The sequence below is a fragment of the Phormidesmis priestleyi BC1401 genome, from assembly GCF_001650195.1.
GTDB lineage: Bacteria > Cyanobacteriota > Cyanobacteriia > Leptolyngbyales > Leptolyngbyaceae > Phormidesmis_A > Phormidesmis_A priestleyi_B.
This window is the reverse complement of record NZ_LXYR01000002.1, coordinates 164,669-179,482: the sequence shown is the minus strand read 5'-3', so window position 1 is coordinate 179,482 and position 14,814 is coordinate 164,669. Positions and strand designations below refer to the sequence as shown.

At 50.0% G+C, this 14,814-nt stretch carries 14 protein-coding genes; 9 read left to right on the top strand and 5 right to left on the bottom strand.

Features of this window, described 5'->3' with window-relative positions:
- The first annotated feature begins 19 nt into the window (after positions 1–19).
- Together A8707_RS02290 and ypfJ are read left to right on the top strand one after the other, a co-directional pair.
- Positions 20–1,639, top strand: coding sequence for a hypothetical protein (locus A8707_RS02290; protein ID WP_068814707.1), 1,620 nt, complete (start codon positions 20–22; stop codon positions 1,637–1,639).
- Between the two features lie 204 nt (positions 1,640–1,843).
- A complete protein-coding gene (ypfJ, locus tag A8707_RS02285) occupies positions 1,844–2,719 on the top strand; it encodes a KPN_02809 family neutral zinc metallopeptidase (protein WP_068814705.1) in 876 nt (291 codons plus the stop codon).
- A gap of 375 nt (positions 2,720–3,094) precedes the next feature.
- On the opposite strand, the gene A8707_RS02280 is transcribed toward ypfJ, so the two are convergent.
- A complete protein-coding gene (locus A8707_RS02280; protein WP_068814703.1) occupies positions 3,095–5,248 on the bottom strand; it encodes an NAD(P)/FAD-dependent oxidoreductase in 2,154 nt (717 codons plus the stop codon).
- Positions 5,249–5,397: 149 nt separating this feature from the next.
- Between A8707_RS02280 and A8707_RS02275 the strand changes: the two genes are divergently transcribed.
- Entirely contained in the window at positions 5,398–5,631 is a 234-nt protein-coding gene (locus A8707_RS02275) for a hypothetical protein (RefSeq protein WP_068814701.1), read from the top strand.
- Positions 5,632–5,684: 53 nt separating this feature from the next.
- Positions 5,685–6,611, top strand: a complete 927-nt coding sequence (locus A8707_RS02270; protein ID WP_068814700.1) for an ROK family protein — start codon at positions 5,685–5,687, stop codon at positions 6,609–6,611.
- On the opposite strand, the gene A8707_RS02265 is transcribed toward A8707_RS02270, so the two are convergent.
- From A8707_RS02265 to A8707_RS02250, 4 genes are all read right to left on the bottom strand, one after another.
- Positions 6,601–6,816 carry a hypothetical protein gene (locus tag A8707_RS02265; protein ID WP_068814698.1) on the bottom strand — a complete coding sequence of 72 codons (216 nt, stop codon included), beginning with the start codon at positions 6,814–6,816 and terminating at the stop codon, positions 6,601–6,603. The genes A8707_RS02270 and A8707_RS02265 overlap by 11 nt on opposite strands.
- 179 nt (positions 6,817–6,995) lie before the next feature.
- Positions 6,996–8,255, bottom strand: coding sequence for a methionine adenosyltransferase (gene metK / locus A8707_RS02260; protein ID WP_068814696.1), 1,260 nt, complete (start codon positions 8,253–8,255; stop codon positions 6,996–6,998).
- A gap of 204 nt (positions 8,256–8,459) precedes the next feature.
- The gene (gene thiD, locus A8707_RS02255) at positions 8,460–9,269 is read right to left on the bottom strand and encodes a bifunctional hydroxymethylpyrimidine kinase/phosphomethylpyrimidine kinase (protein ID WP_068814694.1); all 810 of its coding nucleotides are present in this window, start codon (positions 9,267–9,269) and stop codon (positions 8,460–8,462) included.
- A 97-nt stretch (positions 9,270–9,366) separates the two neighbouring features.
- On the bottom strand, positions 9,367–9,660 hold the full coding sequence (locus A8707_RS02250; protein ID WP_156518319.1) for a hypothetical protein: 294 nt from the start codon (positions 9,658–9,660) through the stop codon (positions 9,367–9,369).
- 404 nt (positions 9,661–10,064) lie between these two features.
- On the opposite strand from A8707_RS02250, the gene A8707_RS02245 reads away from it, so the two are divergent.
- The 5 genes from A8707_RS02245 to der all read left to right on the top strand — a co-directional run bounded on the left by A8707_RS02245 (position 10,065) and on the right by der (position 14,770).
- Positions 10,065–11,465 carry an acyltransferase family protein gene (locus A8707_RS02245; RefSeq protein ID WP_068814690.1) on the top strand — a complete coding sequence of 467 codons (1,401 nt, stop codon included), beginning with the start codon at positions 10,065–10,067 and terminating at the stop codon, positions 11,463–11,465.
- Between the two features lie 2 nt (positions 11,466–11,467).
- Entirely contained in the window at positions 11,468–12,079 is a 612-nt protein-coding gene (locus tag A8707_RS02240; protein WP_068814687.1) for a class I SAM-dependent methyltransferase, read from the top strand.
- A 35-nt stretch (positions 12,080–12,114) separates the two neighbouring features.
- Positions 12,115–12,408, top strand: coding sequence for an antibiotic biosynthesis monooxygenase family protein (locus tag A8707_RS02235; RefSeq protein ID WP_068814685.1), 294 nt, complete (start codon positions 12,115–12,117; stop codon positions 12,406–12,408).
- A gap of 30 nt (positions 12,409–12,438) precedes the next feature.
- A complete protein-coding gene (locus A8707_RS02230; RefSeq protein ID WP_068814682.1) occupies positions 12,439–13,245 on the top strand; it encodes a transglutaminase domain-containing protein in 807 nt (268 codons plus the stop codon).
- Positions 13,246–13,396: 151 nt separating this feature from the next.
- Complete coding sequence (der, locus tag A8707_RS02225) at positions 13,397–14,770, top strand: ribosome biogenesis GTPase Der (protein ID WP_068814681.1); 1,374 nt, start codon at positions 13,397–13,399, stop codon at positions 14,768–14,770.
- Positions 14,771–14,814 lie beyond the last annotated feature (44 nt).

The following is a 14,814-nucleotide window of genomic DNA, read 5'->3' as shown; positions in this document are numbered from 1 at the left end:
TCCTCTAGGGTAAACAGTGATGAGTGAAGCCGAAAATTCAAACAATAATCCCCGCTTGTTTGAGTCCGTTCCCCCGTCTGAGCCAGTCGAGCCAGACTCGCTTGCAGAAGAATGGACAACGGTTGATTTTCCCAATGCGCTGCCCGTGGACGAAATTCCTCACGCAACTCCTGAGAACCCCGACCAGAGTGAATTGCTGCAATCCCTGAGCGATCGTATCCAGGCATTAGAGCACCAAAATCAAGATCTTCACCGACAGAAAGACGATCTGGTTGGCGTGTTAGAAAAACAAGACCAAGAATTTCATGCCCAAGTCGCAAATTTAAACAAAGCGCTGCAACAAACTCGCAATATGCTGCGGCTAGAGCGACGACACTGGGAGTCACAATCGAGTCAAATCAAACGGCGATCGCACGAGCAAACTGCCCACATCGCCCAACAAACCCAAGAATTAACGACCACTCAAGAACAGGTTGTGAAGCTGTTTCGAGAGTTAGAGCACTCTCAGCAAACCGCTCAAAGACAGCAAATCTTAGTCGAGACGCTGACTGATCAGCTAGAAGCCAGTCAAGAACAAGTCGCTCAGCTAGAGCGAGAATGTGCCCTGACTCAGCAGCGCTACACCGACCAGACGCAGGTCGTGCATCAAACCGAGAACGCTTGTAGAGATCTGCGATCGCGCCTCCTTCGGCAGCAGCGTTACACGATGCAGTTTAAGACGGCTTTAGAGAAGTGTCTTGATGTTCCGGTTGCTAAATCGATTGATAGTTTAGATGACTTATCGCTCAACATCAGAGCAGAGCATTTCAAGCACGACCCGATCCATCGCCCCTCTGACCTGTTAGCGCCAAAAGCGCAACCTGTCCAGCCCTGGTCAGCCCAACCCGAATTTGCAGAACTCGACCCTCTGCTAGAAAACCCTCAACCCGACTATATTCCGTCTCCTTGGGATGAGGAACCTATCTTTGGCGAGAGTGACGATCGGGCATTCTATCAGGAGATTGATCACGCGCCTATGGCAGCGATCGAGGAGGAGTTATTTGAGCTTCCGGTTACGGATGCGCCCAAAATTAATCCGCCGATGGTGAGTTACACGATTCAGCGATCGACCCTCTCAGACTACGAGTCATCGCCTTCCCCCGAAATCCAATTATTTACGCCCGACGAATCACTGCCTGTTGAAACTCAGGAAGTAGAGTTAATGCACATAGATCAAACCTCACCTGCGATCGAACTCGATTTAGAACAAAAATTTGAGGATGCTCTGCAATCGTTTGAATCTGCGGCTGACCCTTTCGTCTCGGCGGCTGATTTTGCAGATTCACTTCAGGACGATCAGGAAATTTTGAACGAAATTCACGCGATCGAAGAGTCGGCTAACCCACAAGAGCCTGATTTGCTTGAGTCTGTGGCACCTCAATTGGACGCGATCGAGCAAACGTCATCTGAGTGGGCGCGATCTTCATCACCTTTTATCACGCTGCGATCGAGAGTGACTCACCACCCTATTCAAGAAGAGGGTGAAATGCCTCTAGTTACGAGTGGACCGTCTCCGATCGTCTATCCTCTCCGATCTGCTAAAAAGCTGAAGTCTCTTGCTGCTGTCGACTTGCCCTCTTTCCCACGCCGCAGCAATTAAACAAAAGTCTCCCAAGTTTGGGCAATACTGCGCTGAGTCCTCGACTATTCAAATTCATCTCCTCAGCTTCTGAGTGAACGAAGATCTCTATGCCGAAGAGGGATGATCTCGTTGAGCTAGACAGCTATGCTCTTGACGACTAAACAGATAGCTGAGAGCGCAGTAGCCGCACACGGAAACTATAAATATCGGAGACTAGCAGCAATGGATTGGGAAAAGGGGCGTAGAAGCACAAACGTTGAAGACCAACGCGGTAGAGGAGGAGTGTCTGCCCCCATCATTGGCGGTGGCATTGGGACGATCATCTTGGCGCTCGTGGTGACCTTCTTAGGAGGCGACCCCAGCGTCATTCTCAATCAAGGCAATCCGTCTGGCGATCGTCCGGTTCCTGCTGCACCGCAGTCTCGATCGCCTCGAACGACAGATGCGCCCCGAACCGATAAAATGTCTGACTTTGTGTCCGTCGTTTTAGCAGATACCGAGGATACGTGGAGCGATATTTTTAGACAAAGCGGTGGCAATTATGTGAAGCCAAAACTGGTTCTTTACTCAGATGTCGTGCGGTCTGCCTGCGGGTCTGCACAATCGGCAATGGGTCCTTTCTACTGTCCACGAGATCAGAAGGTCTACATCGATTTGAGTTTCTATCGTGACCTGAAGAATAAGTACCAGGCACCCGGAGACTTTGCTCAGGCTTATGTGATTGCTCATGAAGTAGGGCACCATGTCCAAAATCTACTGGGCATCTCTGACAAGGTACAATCCCTTCAAAGTCGCTCAAGTAAAGCAGAAGCCAATAAGCTATCAGTCAGGCTAGAGCTACAGGCAGACTGTTTTGCCGGGGTTTGGGGAAATCGCGCCCAACGATCGCGAAAAATCTTGGAGCAGGGTGATATTGAAGAAGCGCTCACAGCCGCCAGTGCAATTGGGGACGATAACTTGCAAAAACGCGCAAGAGGCTATGTGGTGCCAGAATCTTTCACGCACGGCAGTGCAGCCCAGCGAGTCCAGTGGTTTAAAAAGGGCATTCAGACGGGTAATCCAGAGCAATGCAACACCTTTGCAGGAACCAATCTCTAGATTAGGAGCTTTCCTTTAATGAATTTACCTATCTTCCTCCGAGGGTTCTGAACGTCAGAATCCCCCAGAATTGGAGGACTTGGGGCTTTCCAAGATTGGTAATTCCTTTGCCAGAAATCTCCTTACTGAGCACGCAGCCCGATCGGGTCGAAAAAGATCATCAACCCTTCTCGACTCGATTTTGATTTCTCTAAGGATCGTGGATTAAATAACCTGGAAGATTTGTGAGCGTCTTCTGCCCTCCTCACGGAGTGGTGCAAGCCCTCGCCAACCCTTCTCTCCAAGGAGAAGGGAGCGAGAGTCTTGTTCCCTCTCCTTGGGGAGAGGGCTAGGGTGAGAAGTTGCACTTTAATCAATCCATGTTCCTAAGAATCGCTAGCTTGTAACCTGACTTTCTCGCGTCGTCGCGCTTGGATCTGGATGAGACTCTGATAACTCAGAAACCAATCTACGCGCCGAGAACCTGGGCTTTAGCATCGCTTGTGGTTTACCCATGCCGTAAGTAATGGCGTATGCCTGAGACAACAGCCACAGCCACAAAGCCGGAAAACGCGGCTCTAACCAAGGCTGCACTTGATGCAAAACGCCAGGAAGCCAGCCTGCAAAAATCCAGCTTAACAAGGCGTTAAATCCAAAATTGAAATAACTGCCAAGCCAGCGAATCAGGTCTTTTGCGCCTGCCATTTCCCAGATCCACAGCAGCAGCATCGGATTTTTCCACGCCGCAATAATTGCCATCTGGTTAAACCGCAGCCACGTCACGCGGTCTTTGATAAACGCCTCCGCAATATCAGGCGGCTGAACGGCTAACACATCAAAAAACGTGTTGAGCATTGCATTCACCTGCTGCGGCGGCAGAGACTTGCCAGTGGGCACCATCATGCCCTTTGAGAATAGCCAAGTGACCGCAACGTTGCTTTGATAGGCACGAATCCGATCGAGCTGTTTTGCCTTTAATAAATCGTGCTTAAGAGCCGTATCGAGCAGATGAGTCATGCGCGTCAGGTTTCTCACGAGCGACCCGAACCCAGTAAACACAAGCGGCGACTGTAGCGAGGCTGCATCTCCGATCGCCATCAGTCGATCAAATGCCACATGGCGATCGCGATCGTTCACGCTGAAGTGACCCGGAATGTAGCCGAAGGTCGGCTTGCTCCACACCAACTCGTCCACGTCACAGCGGCGATATTCAGGAACGATCGTAAAGAAATCTTCATACATCTCCAGCAGCGAACCGGGGTTTTCGGGATGCACTTGATGATAGTGAAACAGATAAAACGTTAAGTCGTTGCCTTCTCCCGGAAATAGCTCCCAAATCAGTTGTCGCCCCCGTGAGATATCGCCGTGGCTGTTGAGAACATCCCCAAACTGAGAATCCCAAACTCCTGGCTCAAACCCGCCGCTAATCACGGCTCCAACTGTCGGACAAACACTATCAAAGGCGCGACCTCCGTTGAGTTGCCACGCGATCGGAGAAGCCGTTCCCATTGCGTCGATCAATAAGCGTCCTGTCACCTGCTTTTCACTTTGAGACGGCAAATGCTTCGCCTGAATCGTGACCTCATGAGCGCGAATGTCTGCCCTCAGAAACTCGGTTTCCTCCCAAATCTCGCCGCCACACTCGCGCAGTTTTTCACCGCAGAGTTTGAGCAGCTTATCGGAGTCGATCGCCACATTTAAAACCGTGGGCGTGTGCAGCACTCGCGCCTTTGCCTGAGGCGGATTGTTAGCATCAAAAAACTTATGAAATCCATCGACATATTCTCTAGCAATGACCCGATCGAACTCCGCCAGAGTAAAGAGCCCCAAATCAATCAAACTCTGAAACTCACTGCGAGAAATATTCCATTCGCGGTTCATCCGTCCAAAGGGCAAACGCTCGATCAACAGCACCCGATAGCCCAACCGAGCCATCACCGCCGCATGAATGATGCCGAGTGCGCCCCCCACATAAATTAAGTCGTAGGAGGGTAAGGAATAAGGAGTTTTCTCCTTCTCTCTAAAAATGACCTGCCTCGGCTGCTGCGGATTTTTTACACCTTCTCGCCAGCGCTGCTCCCACCAATAGACGCGGGTGAGGTCATATTCCCCATTGGGCATTTTTTGAAAATATTTGACCGTTTGCGGATAGGCGGCAGCTAGTGCCTCAAAAATAGTCTGCTTTGAGAGGTCAATTTGAGGCGGTGATGGATACTTTTCTGGAAAGTGTGTTCTAATCGCTTGGGTCAGGTGCCGCACAACCGATTTTTCGTGAGGCAGCGATCGCTCTCCCCACCGAAATACTTTGAGATAAGTGGTGCGTTGAAGCGTCCAAATGAAGACCGAAAGTTCGTCACTCGTCTCAAACTTTGAAGTTGTTTGGTTACCAATCCTGATGGTTTCTACTGAGTTTAGAGGAGTCAACCGCAGCCGAAACCCCGCTGCTGTCAGCACTTTCTCCCCTTTCTCAGGCTGATACTCTTGCTGAAGCCAGTGTATCACTTGATCTGAGTCTGGGGTAGGAACCTCTAAATAAAGAATCTCTTTCATTTGGGGGATCTAAACTCCGATAAATTTACTGAGGGAGAGGGGCTTGACAGGGGATCAAAATGCGATAGACTCCTGAATACCAAGCTTTCTAAAGAAACTTTACAACTCTCTCATAATTGACTGCAATTACAACGTCGTGTAACCCCGCTATGAACTATCCTATTCCAGCAAATCCCCAAGAAATCGCTGCACTTCAACAAAAACCCGTCAATGAAGAACTCATTGTCGCCGCGATCGCCGGGGTTGTGCAAATTGCGCGGGCAAAAGGGCAGTCTCTAGAGGAGTTGTTGTCAGAGGTTTTGGCAGATGACAGCCTGTTAGAGCAGGGGCAACGACGCTGGTTGAGCGAAATTGTCGCCCAGGCTTGGAAGCGGTTGCCTTAAAGGTCATATAAAGTCTAAAGTTTCCGCATAGGATCGGCGGAAACGGACAGACGATGGAATTGACGAATGAGACTCAAGTTTTAGGCATCGATCTAGGTGGAACGGCAATCAAGTTAGGGCGATTTGGGCGAGACGGCGTATGTCTACAATCTTTAACAGTTCCCACGCCCCAGCCTGCAACGCCAGAGGCTGTGTTAGTCACAATGGTAACTGCGATCGAGCAAATCGATCTCGATCGTAAAAGCCGCGCGATCGGTGTTGGAACCCCCGGACCTGCGGATGCAGACGGACGCATTGCACGAGTCGCCATTAATTTAGCGGGTTGGCAAAATGTCCCGTTGGCTGACTGGCTAGAAGCAAAAACCGGACGGATGACGGTGTTAGCCAATGATGCGAACTGTGCAGGGTTGGGTGAAGCTTGGCTGGGAGCGGGGCGATCGTTCCGCGACTTAATCCTGTTGACGTTGGGCACTGGGGTTGGCGGCGCAATTATTTTGAACGGCAACTTGTTTGTCGGGCGAGACGGCTCGGCGGGAGAATTGGGCTTGATTGCTCTCAGTCCGGCTGACGACGCGCCTTTGTGCAACAGTGGCAATCGCGGCTCTTTAGAACAATATGCTGCCATTCCAGCGATTCGTCGGCGCACGGGGCTAGAGCCTGACCAACTCGGCAATCTTGCCCAAGCAGGAGATCTTGACGCGCTGGAATTCTGGCGGCTCTATGGGCGCGATTTAGGAATCGGACTGAGTAGTCTAATTTATGTGTTGACTCCTGAAGCGATCGTGATTGGCGGCGGCATCAGCGCCAGTGCAAAGTTCTTCTTTCCAGCCATTTTGTCAGAAATCAATCGGCGGGTGCTGCCTAGCTCTCGTCAGGGCTTGCAGCTTTTGCCAGCAACATTAGGAAATCAAGCAGGCATGGTCGGAGCGGCAAAATTAGCTTTAGAGAGGTTAAAAAAATCGGGAAAAGTTAGTCGTTAAAGGTGTGCCCGGTGGTGTTCTCGACGTAATTCAAAATAATCTGATAAGTGTCTGGGTCTTTCTGCTGGTTGACCACGATCGTCATACTTTCATCGGGGACTCCAAACGCAACTCGACCCCTTGAGGTTTGAGAAAAGGCAGCAATGCGGTCTAGGTCAATGATATAGATGGTGCGATCGAAGGTCAGCTTGATCCAGAAAGCCACACAGTTTCCCCATAGTCTAGTCTTTCAGCATTCCAGATCTGCTGCAATTTCTCAAGCGCAGCGTTTGAAATTGATGAAATGACGTTGCAAGCAGTCCCATCAAAAAGCCCCTGAAAGGAAGCACCTTAGCAGGGGCAGACTGAAAGAGGCAAGTCTCCTTGAAGGACTGCCTCTGGAAATTAGACGCGTGCTGAAGCGGGTTGAGCCAACGCCTCTTTTAGCACCACCACTTTATCGGTTTGCTCCCAGGGAAGCTCAAGATCAGTGCGCCCAAAGTGACCATAAGCTGCCAAATCTTGATAAAAGCGACCGCCCCGCTCACTCGGCAACCCTCTCAGGTTAAACGTCTGAATAATGCCCGCCGGACGCAACTCAAAGTGTTGCTTGACCAACTCTAGAAGCTGATCGTCATCGACCTTGCCCGTGCCAAAGGTTTCGATCATGATGCTGACTGGGCGAGCCACGCCGATCGCATAGCTTAACTGCACTTCGCACTTGTCAGCTAACCCAGCGGCGACGATATTTTTCGCGACATAGCGGCAGGCATACGCCGCGCTGCGATCGACTTTCGTGGGGTCTTTGCCGGAGAATGCGCCGCCCCCGTGACGCGAATAACCGCCGTAGGTGTCTACGATGATTTTGCGCCCGGTTAAGCCAGAGTCGCCTTGAGGTCCACCAATCACAAACTTGCCTGTGGGGTTAACCAAAAAGCGCGTATTGGCATCGGGCTTAATCTTAATATCGCCAAATGTTGGCTCAACGACCAGCGCCCACAAATCTTCTTTGATTTTCGCCAAAATTGCGGCATCGTCAGTGATGTCGCCGATCGTCGCCGTGTGCTGCGTCGAGATCAGAATCGTGTCAATCCCAATCGGACGATCGTTCTCATAAAGAACGGTGACTTGGGTTTTGCCATCAGGACGCAGATAAGGCAGTTGACCCGTTTTGCGGACGGCTGCTAGTTTGCGCGAGATGCGGTGAGCCAAACTGATCGGCAACGGCATCAGTTCAGGAGTCTCATTGCAGGCAAAGCCAAACATAATTCCCTGGTCGCCTGCACCGATCGCATCGAGCGCTTCTTGACTGGATTCTTCGCGAGATTCGTGAGCCGCGTTGACCCCTTGAGCAATGTCGGGCGACTGCTCGTCAACGGCAATCAGCACCGCGCAACTGTTGGCTGAGAAGCCATTTTCAGCGCCCGTGTAGCCGATTTCTGCGATCTTTTTGCGGGCTAAATCGATGAAGTTAACGTGTGCTTTGGAGGTAATCTCACCTGTAATGAGAACCAACCCAGTGTTGACCACGACTTCAGCAGCCACGCGGCTTTTGGGATCTTGGGCTAACAGGGCATCGAGAATTGTGTCAGAAATCTGATCACAAATCTTATCGGGATGCCCTTCTGTAACCGATTCTGATGTAAAAAAATATCGTCGTGACAAGGAATTCTCCTCTTGACTAGATAAAGGGTAGAGACAGTCTAAATTGCTGGAGGAATTATATCACTCAGCTTTAGTCAGATGAGCAGCGATCGTGCCTCCTTAAGATCGCTGGCTTTTTGCCACTCATTTAGGGCGAACCTGATAGAGATCTGTGGTGGCATCCTAACAATTGCACGGTGAAGAGTGTTCTCTCTAAGAATCGCCTTATTGCAAAAGTGGGAAAAAATGCCCGACGGGTCCTTGACCTTTGCCGATGTTGAGGGAATAACCGAGGGCGCTCGTCACGTAATCTTTGGCTAATCGGGTTGCCTCGATCGTCGTTCTCCCCAGAGCAAGATTGGCGGCGATCGCCGCTGACAAGGTGCATCCTGTTCCGTGGGTGTTTTCCGTGTCCACCCTCTGGGTCTTCAGCGTTTCTAAGTGATTCCCATCGAACCAGACATCTACACCTCGCAGATCGCCTGTCATGCCGCCGCCTTTCACTAAGACTGCCTTGGCTCCGAGCTGATAAATGCGCTGCGCTGCTTCTTGCATAGCTTCTAGTGTGTCAATCTCTAGCCCACTGAGAATCTGAGCCTCATAGCGATTGGGCGTTAACACAACGGCGTGGGGAATCAGTCGTCGCAGCGTCGCGATCGCCACATCGTCAATCAGTTGTGCGCCTGTGCGAGACACCATCACCGGATCGACGACTAAATTCTGAATGTTGAGGGTTTCAATCTGTTCTGAAACAGCGGCGATAATCTCCTGATTGAGCAGCATTCCCGTTTTTGCTGCCTGTACGCCAATATCTTGGACAACGGCTTGCATTTGAGCCACCACTGCTTCGGCAGATAGCGCATCGACGCGGGTTACGCCCAGAGTGTTTTGCGCAGTCACACAGGTGAGGGCACTGGTTCCATGAACTTGATGAAACGCAAAAGTGCGTAAATCTGCCTGAATCCCGGCTCCGCCACCGCTATCTGAGCCAGCGATCGTTAACGCAACAGGGACAAGAGCAATTTTAGAAGTCATACACCGCCACTCAGGAGATTGATCACCATCCTAATCGGTTCTGCCAAGGCTGAGCAAGGCGATCGGGTCTGACAAGATTACGTCGTCTTTTTGAAGCTCAGGCTGAGATTGATTTTGCGCGGCGAGTCTTTGTTTTATACACTTCTTCACCCGCATAATAGAGCGAAATGTGGCGCACACCCAAGGTTTGACGAGCCGAGTCGAGTAGATGATCAGCATCGTCAATGATGCGATCGACCAGCCAAGGTTCGGGGCAGTGCACTCGCAGCGTGTCGTTGTTATCTAACTTGAGTAGGCAAAGACCCAACGTTTTTGGGAAGAGTTGACGCAGCCGCTGGATTCGATACTTTTCTAACAGGCGTAGATCTTGACGAGTTAACTGATGGGACATAGGAGCAACCCAGAAGTAATGTACAGATTGAACCCGATCTGCGATCGAGTCCATACTGTAGAATTTGGGATATTCTACTGACCCGCTCACTGCCAATATTCGTAGTTCTACTGAGTCTTGATTATGACTGCTTGATGAAGTTTTGTTGACCTACCTAAAGGAGGGTTTGTGGCTCGATCGAGGTTTTCTCTCGGTTTCAAAAAACCCTTGTCTTGTGAGAGATGCCTTTGAACATGGATCTTTAAGTCTGTTAAGCACTTAGATAGATTTTCACAGAACTCTCGACTACCAGAATGAGATGGCATGTATGGTAGAGTCTCGATCCCATTGGGTCGATGAGCGTCTAGAATTTCGTAAGAATTTAGGCGAATCGTTGGACTGATTGACTAAGAGATTGTTTGAGAATGAGTGATTCTAAAGAGATAAGAGTGCAGCGTCTGGCGTGGCTAGAAGGAATTCGTATTTTTGCAGCCGTAATGCTGCTGCTCTATCACTCTCAGCTATTATTTACTCACTATAGTTATACGCCTCAACCGACTGGACTGTGGAGCAATGGGCAACAGATTTTAAGCGCTGCTCATCATCTGGGTTCAGGTTTTTTTGCTCAACTTGCTAGCGTTCCTGTCTGGTTTGGCTTTCAGTTTGTAGACGTTTTTGTATTGATTAGTGGCTTCAGCTTAGTATTGTCGCTGAAGGGAAAGCCCTTAGAAATTAAACCCTTTCTCAATCGACGATCGCTGCGAATTCTTTTACCGTTTTGGACGGTAGCATGGCTAGCTTATCCTGTGCTGTGGGCGATCGGTAAAATTACGAATAGCTATGCACCCGATGCTTGGCACACCTTTGGAGGACTGACTTTTCCGCTGTTGTTTGATTACAGTGGAGGTGTGCTATTACCTACGAGCGGACCTTGGTGGTTTGTTCCACTGATCCTCAGCCTTACATTGGTCTTCCCATTACTGTGGCACTTTCTTCAGCGTTGGGGGGCGCGTAATCTATTGACGATTAGCCTTTTAATAACGCTAATCTACCGAGCTTTTGCAGTTTATGTCTTTGGTGGACATCCAACCTACATTATTCTGGATACGCCAAGCGATTGGCAACCTTTTCTTCCATTCATTGCAAAACTGAGCACTTTTGTGGTGGGAATGGTGGTTGCACAATCTTATTTACAAGGCAAAGGTGCAGTTTACTGGAAGCCTTCTAAAGCATTACTCGTCGGAATCCCAATTTATGGTCTTGGGTTTATCTGTCAGTTTTATCGATTTGGCTGGATTTTTTCTGATTTCTTAATCGCGATCGGGCTAACGCTCTGCTGCATGGTGATTTTTCGTTCTATTTCTAAAACGTTTCGGCTCCAGTCCATCATGGTTTGGCTAGGAATTCATAGCTATAGCTATTTTCTGATTCACAATTTCGTGGTCGGTCGAGTTATCGATCTACTGGTTCACGATCAGCTTGCGTTGTATTATCAATCCCTTCCCATTATGGCGATCGTGACTTTAGGTTTGGCAATCTTGGCAGACTCAGCAACTCCTTGGCTTCAGCGAGGAGCGATTGGTCTAGGGCGATCGCTCGATTCGATTTTGGTGCATACGTCTCAACAGCAAACTTGCGCGTTTAAAGTGGGCGATCGAGTTCACTATCGCGGTGGTGAGGGTTGGGAGGTTATCAAAGTCGAGCAGGTGATTCACGATGGGGCTTTTTATCTCTGCCAAATTTCTGATGGTCACAAAGCGCTTTGGGTCAACGAGAATGATCTTGAGCCAGATCTCGATCGCTCTAAACAAGCCAAAATCCATTAATTATGAATCCCTACTCTCAATTTCTGCTGCCTCGATTGTTAGATTGGGCAATGTCAGATCAGACGTTCTCGCAGTATCGCGGAGAGCTTTTATCTCAGGTCACAGGAGACACTTTAGAGATCGGGTTTGGGACGGGGTTAAATTTGCCCTACTATCCGTCTGATCTGCAAAAGTTAACTGCCATTGATGCAAACCCTGGCATGAGTGCGATCGCACAGAAACGCATCCGAGAATCAGGAATTGTCGTCGATCATCGAGTTTTAAATGGTGAAAGCTTGCCGATCGGCGATTGTCAGTTTGATAGCGTCGTCAGCACCTGGACTCTGTGCAGCATTGCCAAAGTCGAGCAAGCCCTGCAAGAGATTCACCGAGTTCTCAAGCCTGGAGGACGGTTCTTTTTTGTTGAACATGGGCTGAGTCGCGATGCTAAAACTCAGGTGTGGCAGCATCGTCTAACGCCGATTCAGAAAGTGATTGCCGATGGGTGTCACCTCGATCGAGACATCCGACAGTTGGTTGAGCGTCAGTTTGGGCAAGTGACGATCGACGAATTTCAACCACAAGATTTGTCCGCAGTCATCGGTTATTTTTACAAAGGGGTTGCTATTAAATAAATTTCTCAGATGCGTGTTGAAAATGCTGAACGGTTATGATTCTTGAAGTCGCAATTCTCACGATTAAATCAGGATTGAGCGGTGAATTTGAGACTGCTTTTAGAAAAGCCTCTCCCATCATCGCTTCAATGCCGGGATATTTATCTCACGATCTGAAAAAGTGCGTCGAGGTAGACGATCGCTATCTCTTACTCGTGCGGTGGGAGACCCTGGAAGCACACACGATCGGGTTTCGCCAATCCCCCGATTATCAAACCTGGAAACAGCGACTCCACTGTTTTTATGACCCGTTTCCCGTGGTGGAGCATTACACCGAGATTCTTGGATAAACTATTTAAGTAGTCAGAGAGCAAAAAACGATGCGGTTGGATGCCGGATGTGAAATCTTATTTGAAGCGAGTGCTCCAACGCCTTTAATTCTCATGCTCAGACCTCGAAGCGGGTTAGGACAATGGGTTTTTCGTGAAGAATATTTGCTAGAGCCAAGCGTCCCGATGGTGGAATATACCGACAGCTATGGCAATTTGTGTCAACGATTGCTGACTCCTCAAGGTGCGTTTCGAGTCCGCGCGATCGCCAGCGCAGAAACCGCCGACCAAATCGATGTCGCCCCAGGTGCCCCGTTCGTCCCGGTGCAATACGTCCCCGATGATGTGCTTCAGTTTTTGCTGCCGAGTCGCTATTGCCCCTCCGATCGCTTGGGTGATTTGGCGACCGAGATTGTGGGCGATCGGACTCCTGGATATGACCAGGTAGAAGCCATTCGAGACTGGATTCACACCCAAATTAAATATCAATATGGCACCAGCGATGCCTCGACTTCAGCCTATGAGACGGCGCACGATCGGGTCGGAGTCTGTCGAGATTTTGCCCATTTGGGAATCGCTCTCTGTCGAAGTCTCAACATTGCAGCAAGAATGGTCGTAGGCTATCTCTATCAGCTTGACCCAATGGATCTCCATGCGTGGTTTGAGGCATTTGTCGGCGAAATGCAAAGTGACACTCCGCAGGGGCGTTGGTTTACGTTTGATGCCACTCAATCACAACCGCGAGGAAATCGAGTCGCGATCGCCTATGGGCGAGATGCCGCCGATGTCGCTCTAGCCACCCAGTTTGGACCGTTGCAACTCACTGAAATGAGAGTGTGGGTTGAGCCTTCGACCTGAATCTAGTGACGCGATTCTGTCCTGTTCTCATAACACACTCAATAAAACTATCCACAAACTTTTGTATAAACTCGTTAGAATGGGATGCTGATGAAAACTCGATAGTGTTCTCCTTCAGCCCAATTTTTTCACCCCTCATCCCTCCTTGCTTATGTCCTTGCCTATTGTTGCTATCATTGGTCGTCCCAACGTGGGCAAGTCAACCCTCGTCAACCGTTTCGCGAAGGTGCAAGACGCGATCGTCTTTGATGAACCTGGCGTAACCCGCGATCGGACTTATAAAAACGCCTTCTGGGGCGATCGAGACTTCTTAGTCGTTGATACAGGCGGCTTGGTGTTTGACGACGACACCGAGTTTTTGCCTCTGATTCGTGAACAAGCCTTAGCAGCCTTGGCAGAGTCGAGCGCGGCGATCTTTATCGTGGATGGCAAAGAGGGCTTAACCACTGCCGACGAAGAAATCGCTCGATGGTTACGTCAACAGCCCGTTCCCGTTTTGCTGGCAGTCAACAAATGTGAATCGCTAGAGAGTGGGCTGACTCAAGCCGCCGAGTTTTGGAGTCTGGGCATCGGTGAACCCTTCCCGGTCTCTGGCATTCACGGCAACGGCACAGGCGAATTGATGGAGCAACTCCTAACTCATCTGCCTGAAAATAGTGAAATCGAAGAACCCCAAGAGACTCGCGTCGCGATCGTCGGTCGCCCCAACGTGGGCAAATCTAGCTTGCTCAACGCTTTTGTCGGAGAAAAGCGATCGATCGTCAGTCCGATTTCTGGCACGACGCGAGACGCGATCGATATGGTCGTCGAGCGTGGAGACAAGTCCTATCGCCTCATCGATACCGCCGGAATTCGCAAGAAAAAGAACGTCGAATATGGACCTGAATTCTTTGGCATCAACCGAGCATTCAAAGCGATCGATCGCTCCGACGTGGTGCTGTTTGTTTTAGATGCCGTTGATGGAGTCACCGAGCAAGACCAAAAACTTGCGGGACGCATCGCAGACGAAGGTCGCGGCTGCATTATCGTCGTGAATAAATGGGACGCGATCGAGAAAGACTCGACCACTATTTATGAATATGAAAAGCTGATCGGCAGTCGCTTGCACTTCCTCGAATGGGCAGAAACCATTTTCATTAGTGCCGAAACGGGTCAGCGAGTCGAGAAGATTTTTGAACTGGTCGATATTGCTGCCGAACAGCACAAGCGCCGAGTCAGCACCTCTGTAATCAACGAAGTGCTAGAAGACGCGGCTAGATGGCACTCACCGCCTACCACGCGCCAAGGTCGTCAAGGCAGAATCTACTATGGCACGCAAGTCAGCACCCGTCCGCCGACGATCGCGCTATTTGTCAACGATCCCACCTTATTTGGCGAAGCCTATCGTCGCTATGTTGAGCGGCAGTTCCGTCAATCTCTAGGATTTAAAGGCACGCCGATTCGTCTCTTATGGCGCGGCAAGAAGGTGCGCGAGATGGAACGCGGCAGTGTGAACCGAGCGATCAAGGTGAGAACAAAGGTCTAAGAGTTTAGCAAGTCTTAGACAACAGATTTCAATCTGAACTCTGA

Excerpts from the sequence above, each read along its gene's own strand:
- A8707_RS02290 (WP_068814707.1), top strand. The coding sequence starts at position 20 with ATGAGTGAAGCCGAAAATTCAAACAATAATCCCCGCTTGTTTGAGTCC.
- ypfJ (WP_068814705.1), top strand. The coding sequence starts at position 1,844 with ATGGATTGGGAAAAGGGGCGTAGAAGCACAAACGTTGAAGACCAACGC.
- A8707_RS02280 (WP_068814703.1), bottom strand. The coding sequence starts at position 5,248 with ATGAAAGAGATTCTTTATTTAGAGGTTCCTACCCCAGACTCAGATCAA.
- A8707_RS02275 (WP_068814701.1), top strand. The coding sequence starts at position 5,398 with ATGAACTATCCTATTCCAGCAAATCCCCAAGAAATCGCTGCACTTCAA.
- A8707_RS02270 (WP_068814700.1), top strand. The coding sequence starts at position 5,685 with ATGGAATTGACGAATGAGACTCAAGTTTTAGGCATCGATCTAGGTGGA.
- thiD (WP_068814694.1), bottom strand. The coding sequence starts at position 9,269 with ATGACTTCTAAAATTGCTCTTGTCCCTGTTGCGTTAACGATCGCTGGC.
- A8707_RS02250 (WP_156518319.1), bottom strand. The coding sequence starts at position 9,660 with ATGTCCCATCAGTTAACTCGTCAAGATCTACGCCTGTTAGAAAAGTAT.
- A8707_RS02245 (WP_068814690.1), top strand. The coding sequence starts at position 10,065 with ATGAGTGATTCTAAAGAGATAAGAGTGCAGCGTCTGGCGTGGCTAGAA.
- A8707_RS02240 (WP_068814687.1), top strand. The coding sequence starts at position 11,468 with ATGAATCCCTACTCTCAATTTCTGCTGCCTCGATTGTTAGATTGGGCA.
- A8707_RS02235 (WP_068814685.1), top strand. The coding sequence starts at position 12,115 with ATGATTCTTGAAGTCGCAATTCTCACGATTAAATCAGGATTGAGCGGT.
- A8707_RS02230 (WP_068814682.1), top strand. The coding sequence starts at position 12,439 with ATGCGGTTGGATGCCGGATGTGAAATCTTATTTGAAGCGAGTGCTCCA.
- der (WP_068814681.1), top strand. The coding sequence starts at position 13,397 with ATGTCCTTGCCTATTGTTGCTATCATTGGTCGTCCCAACGTGGGCAAG.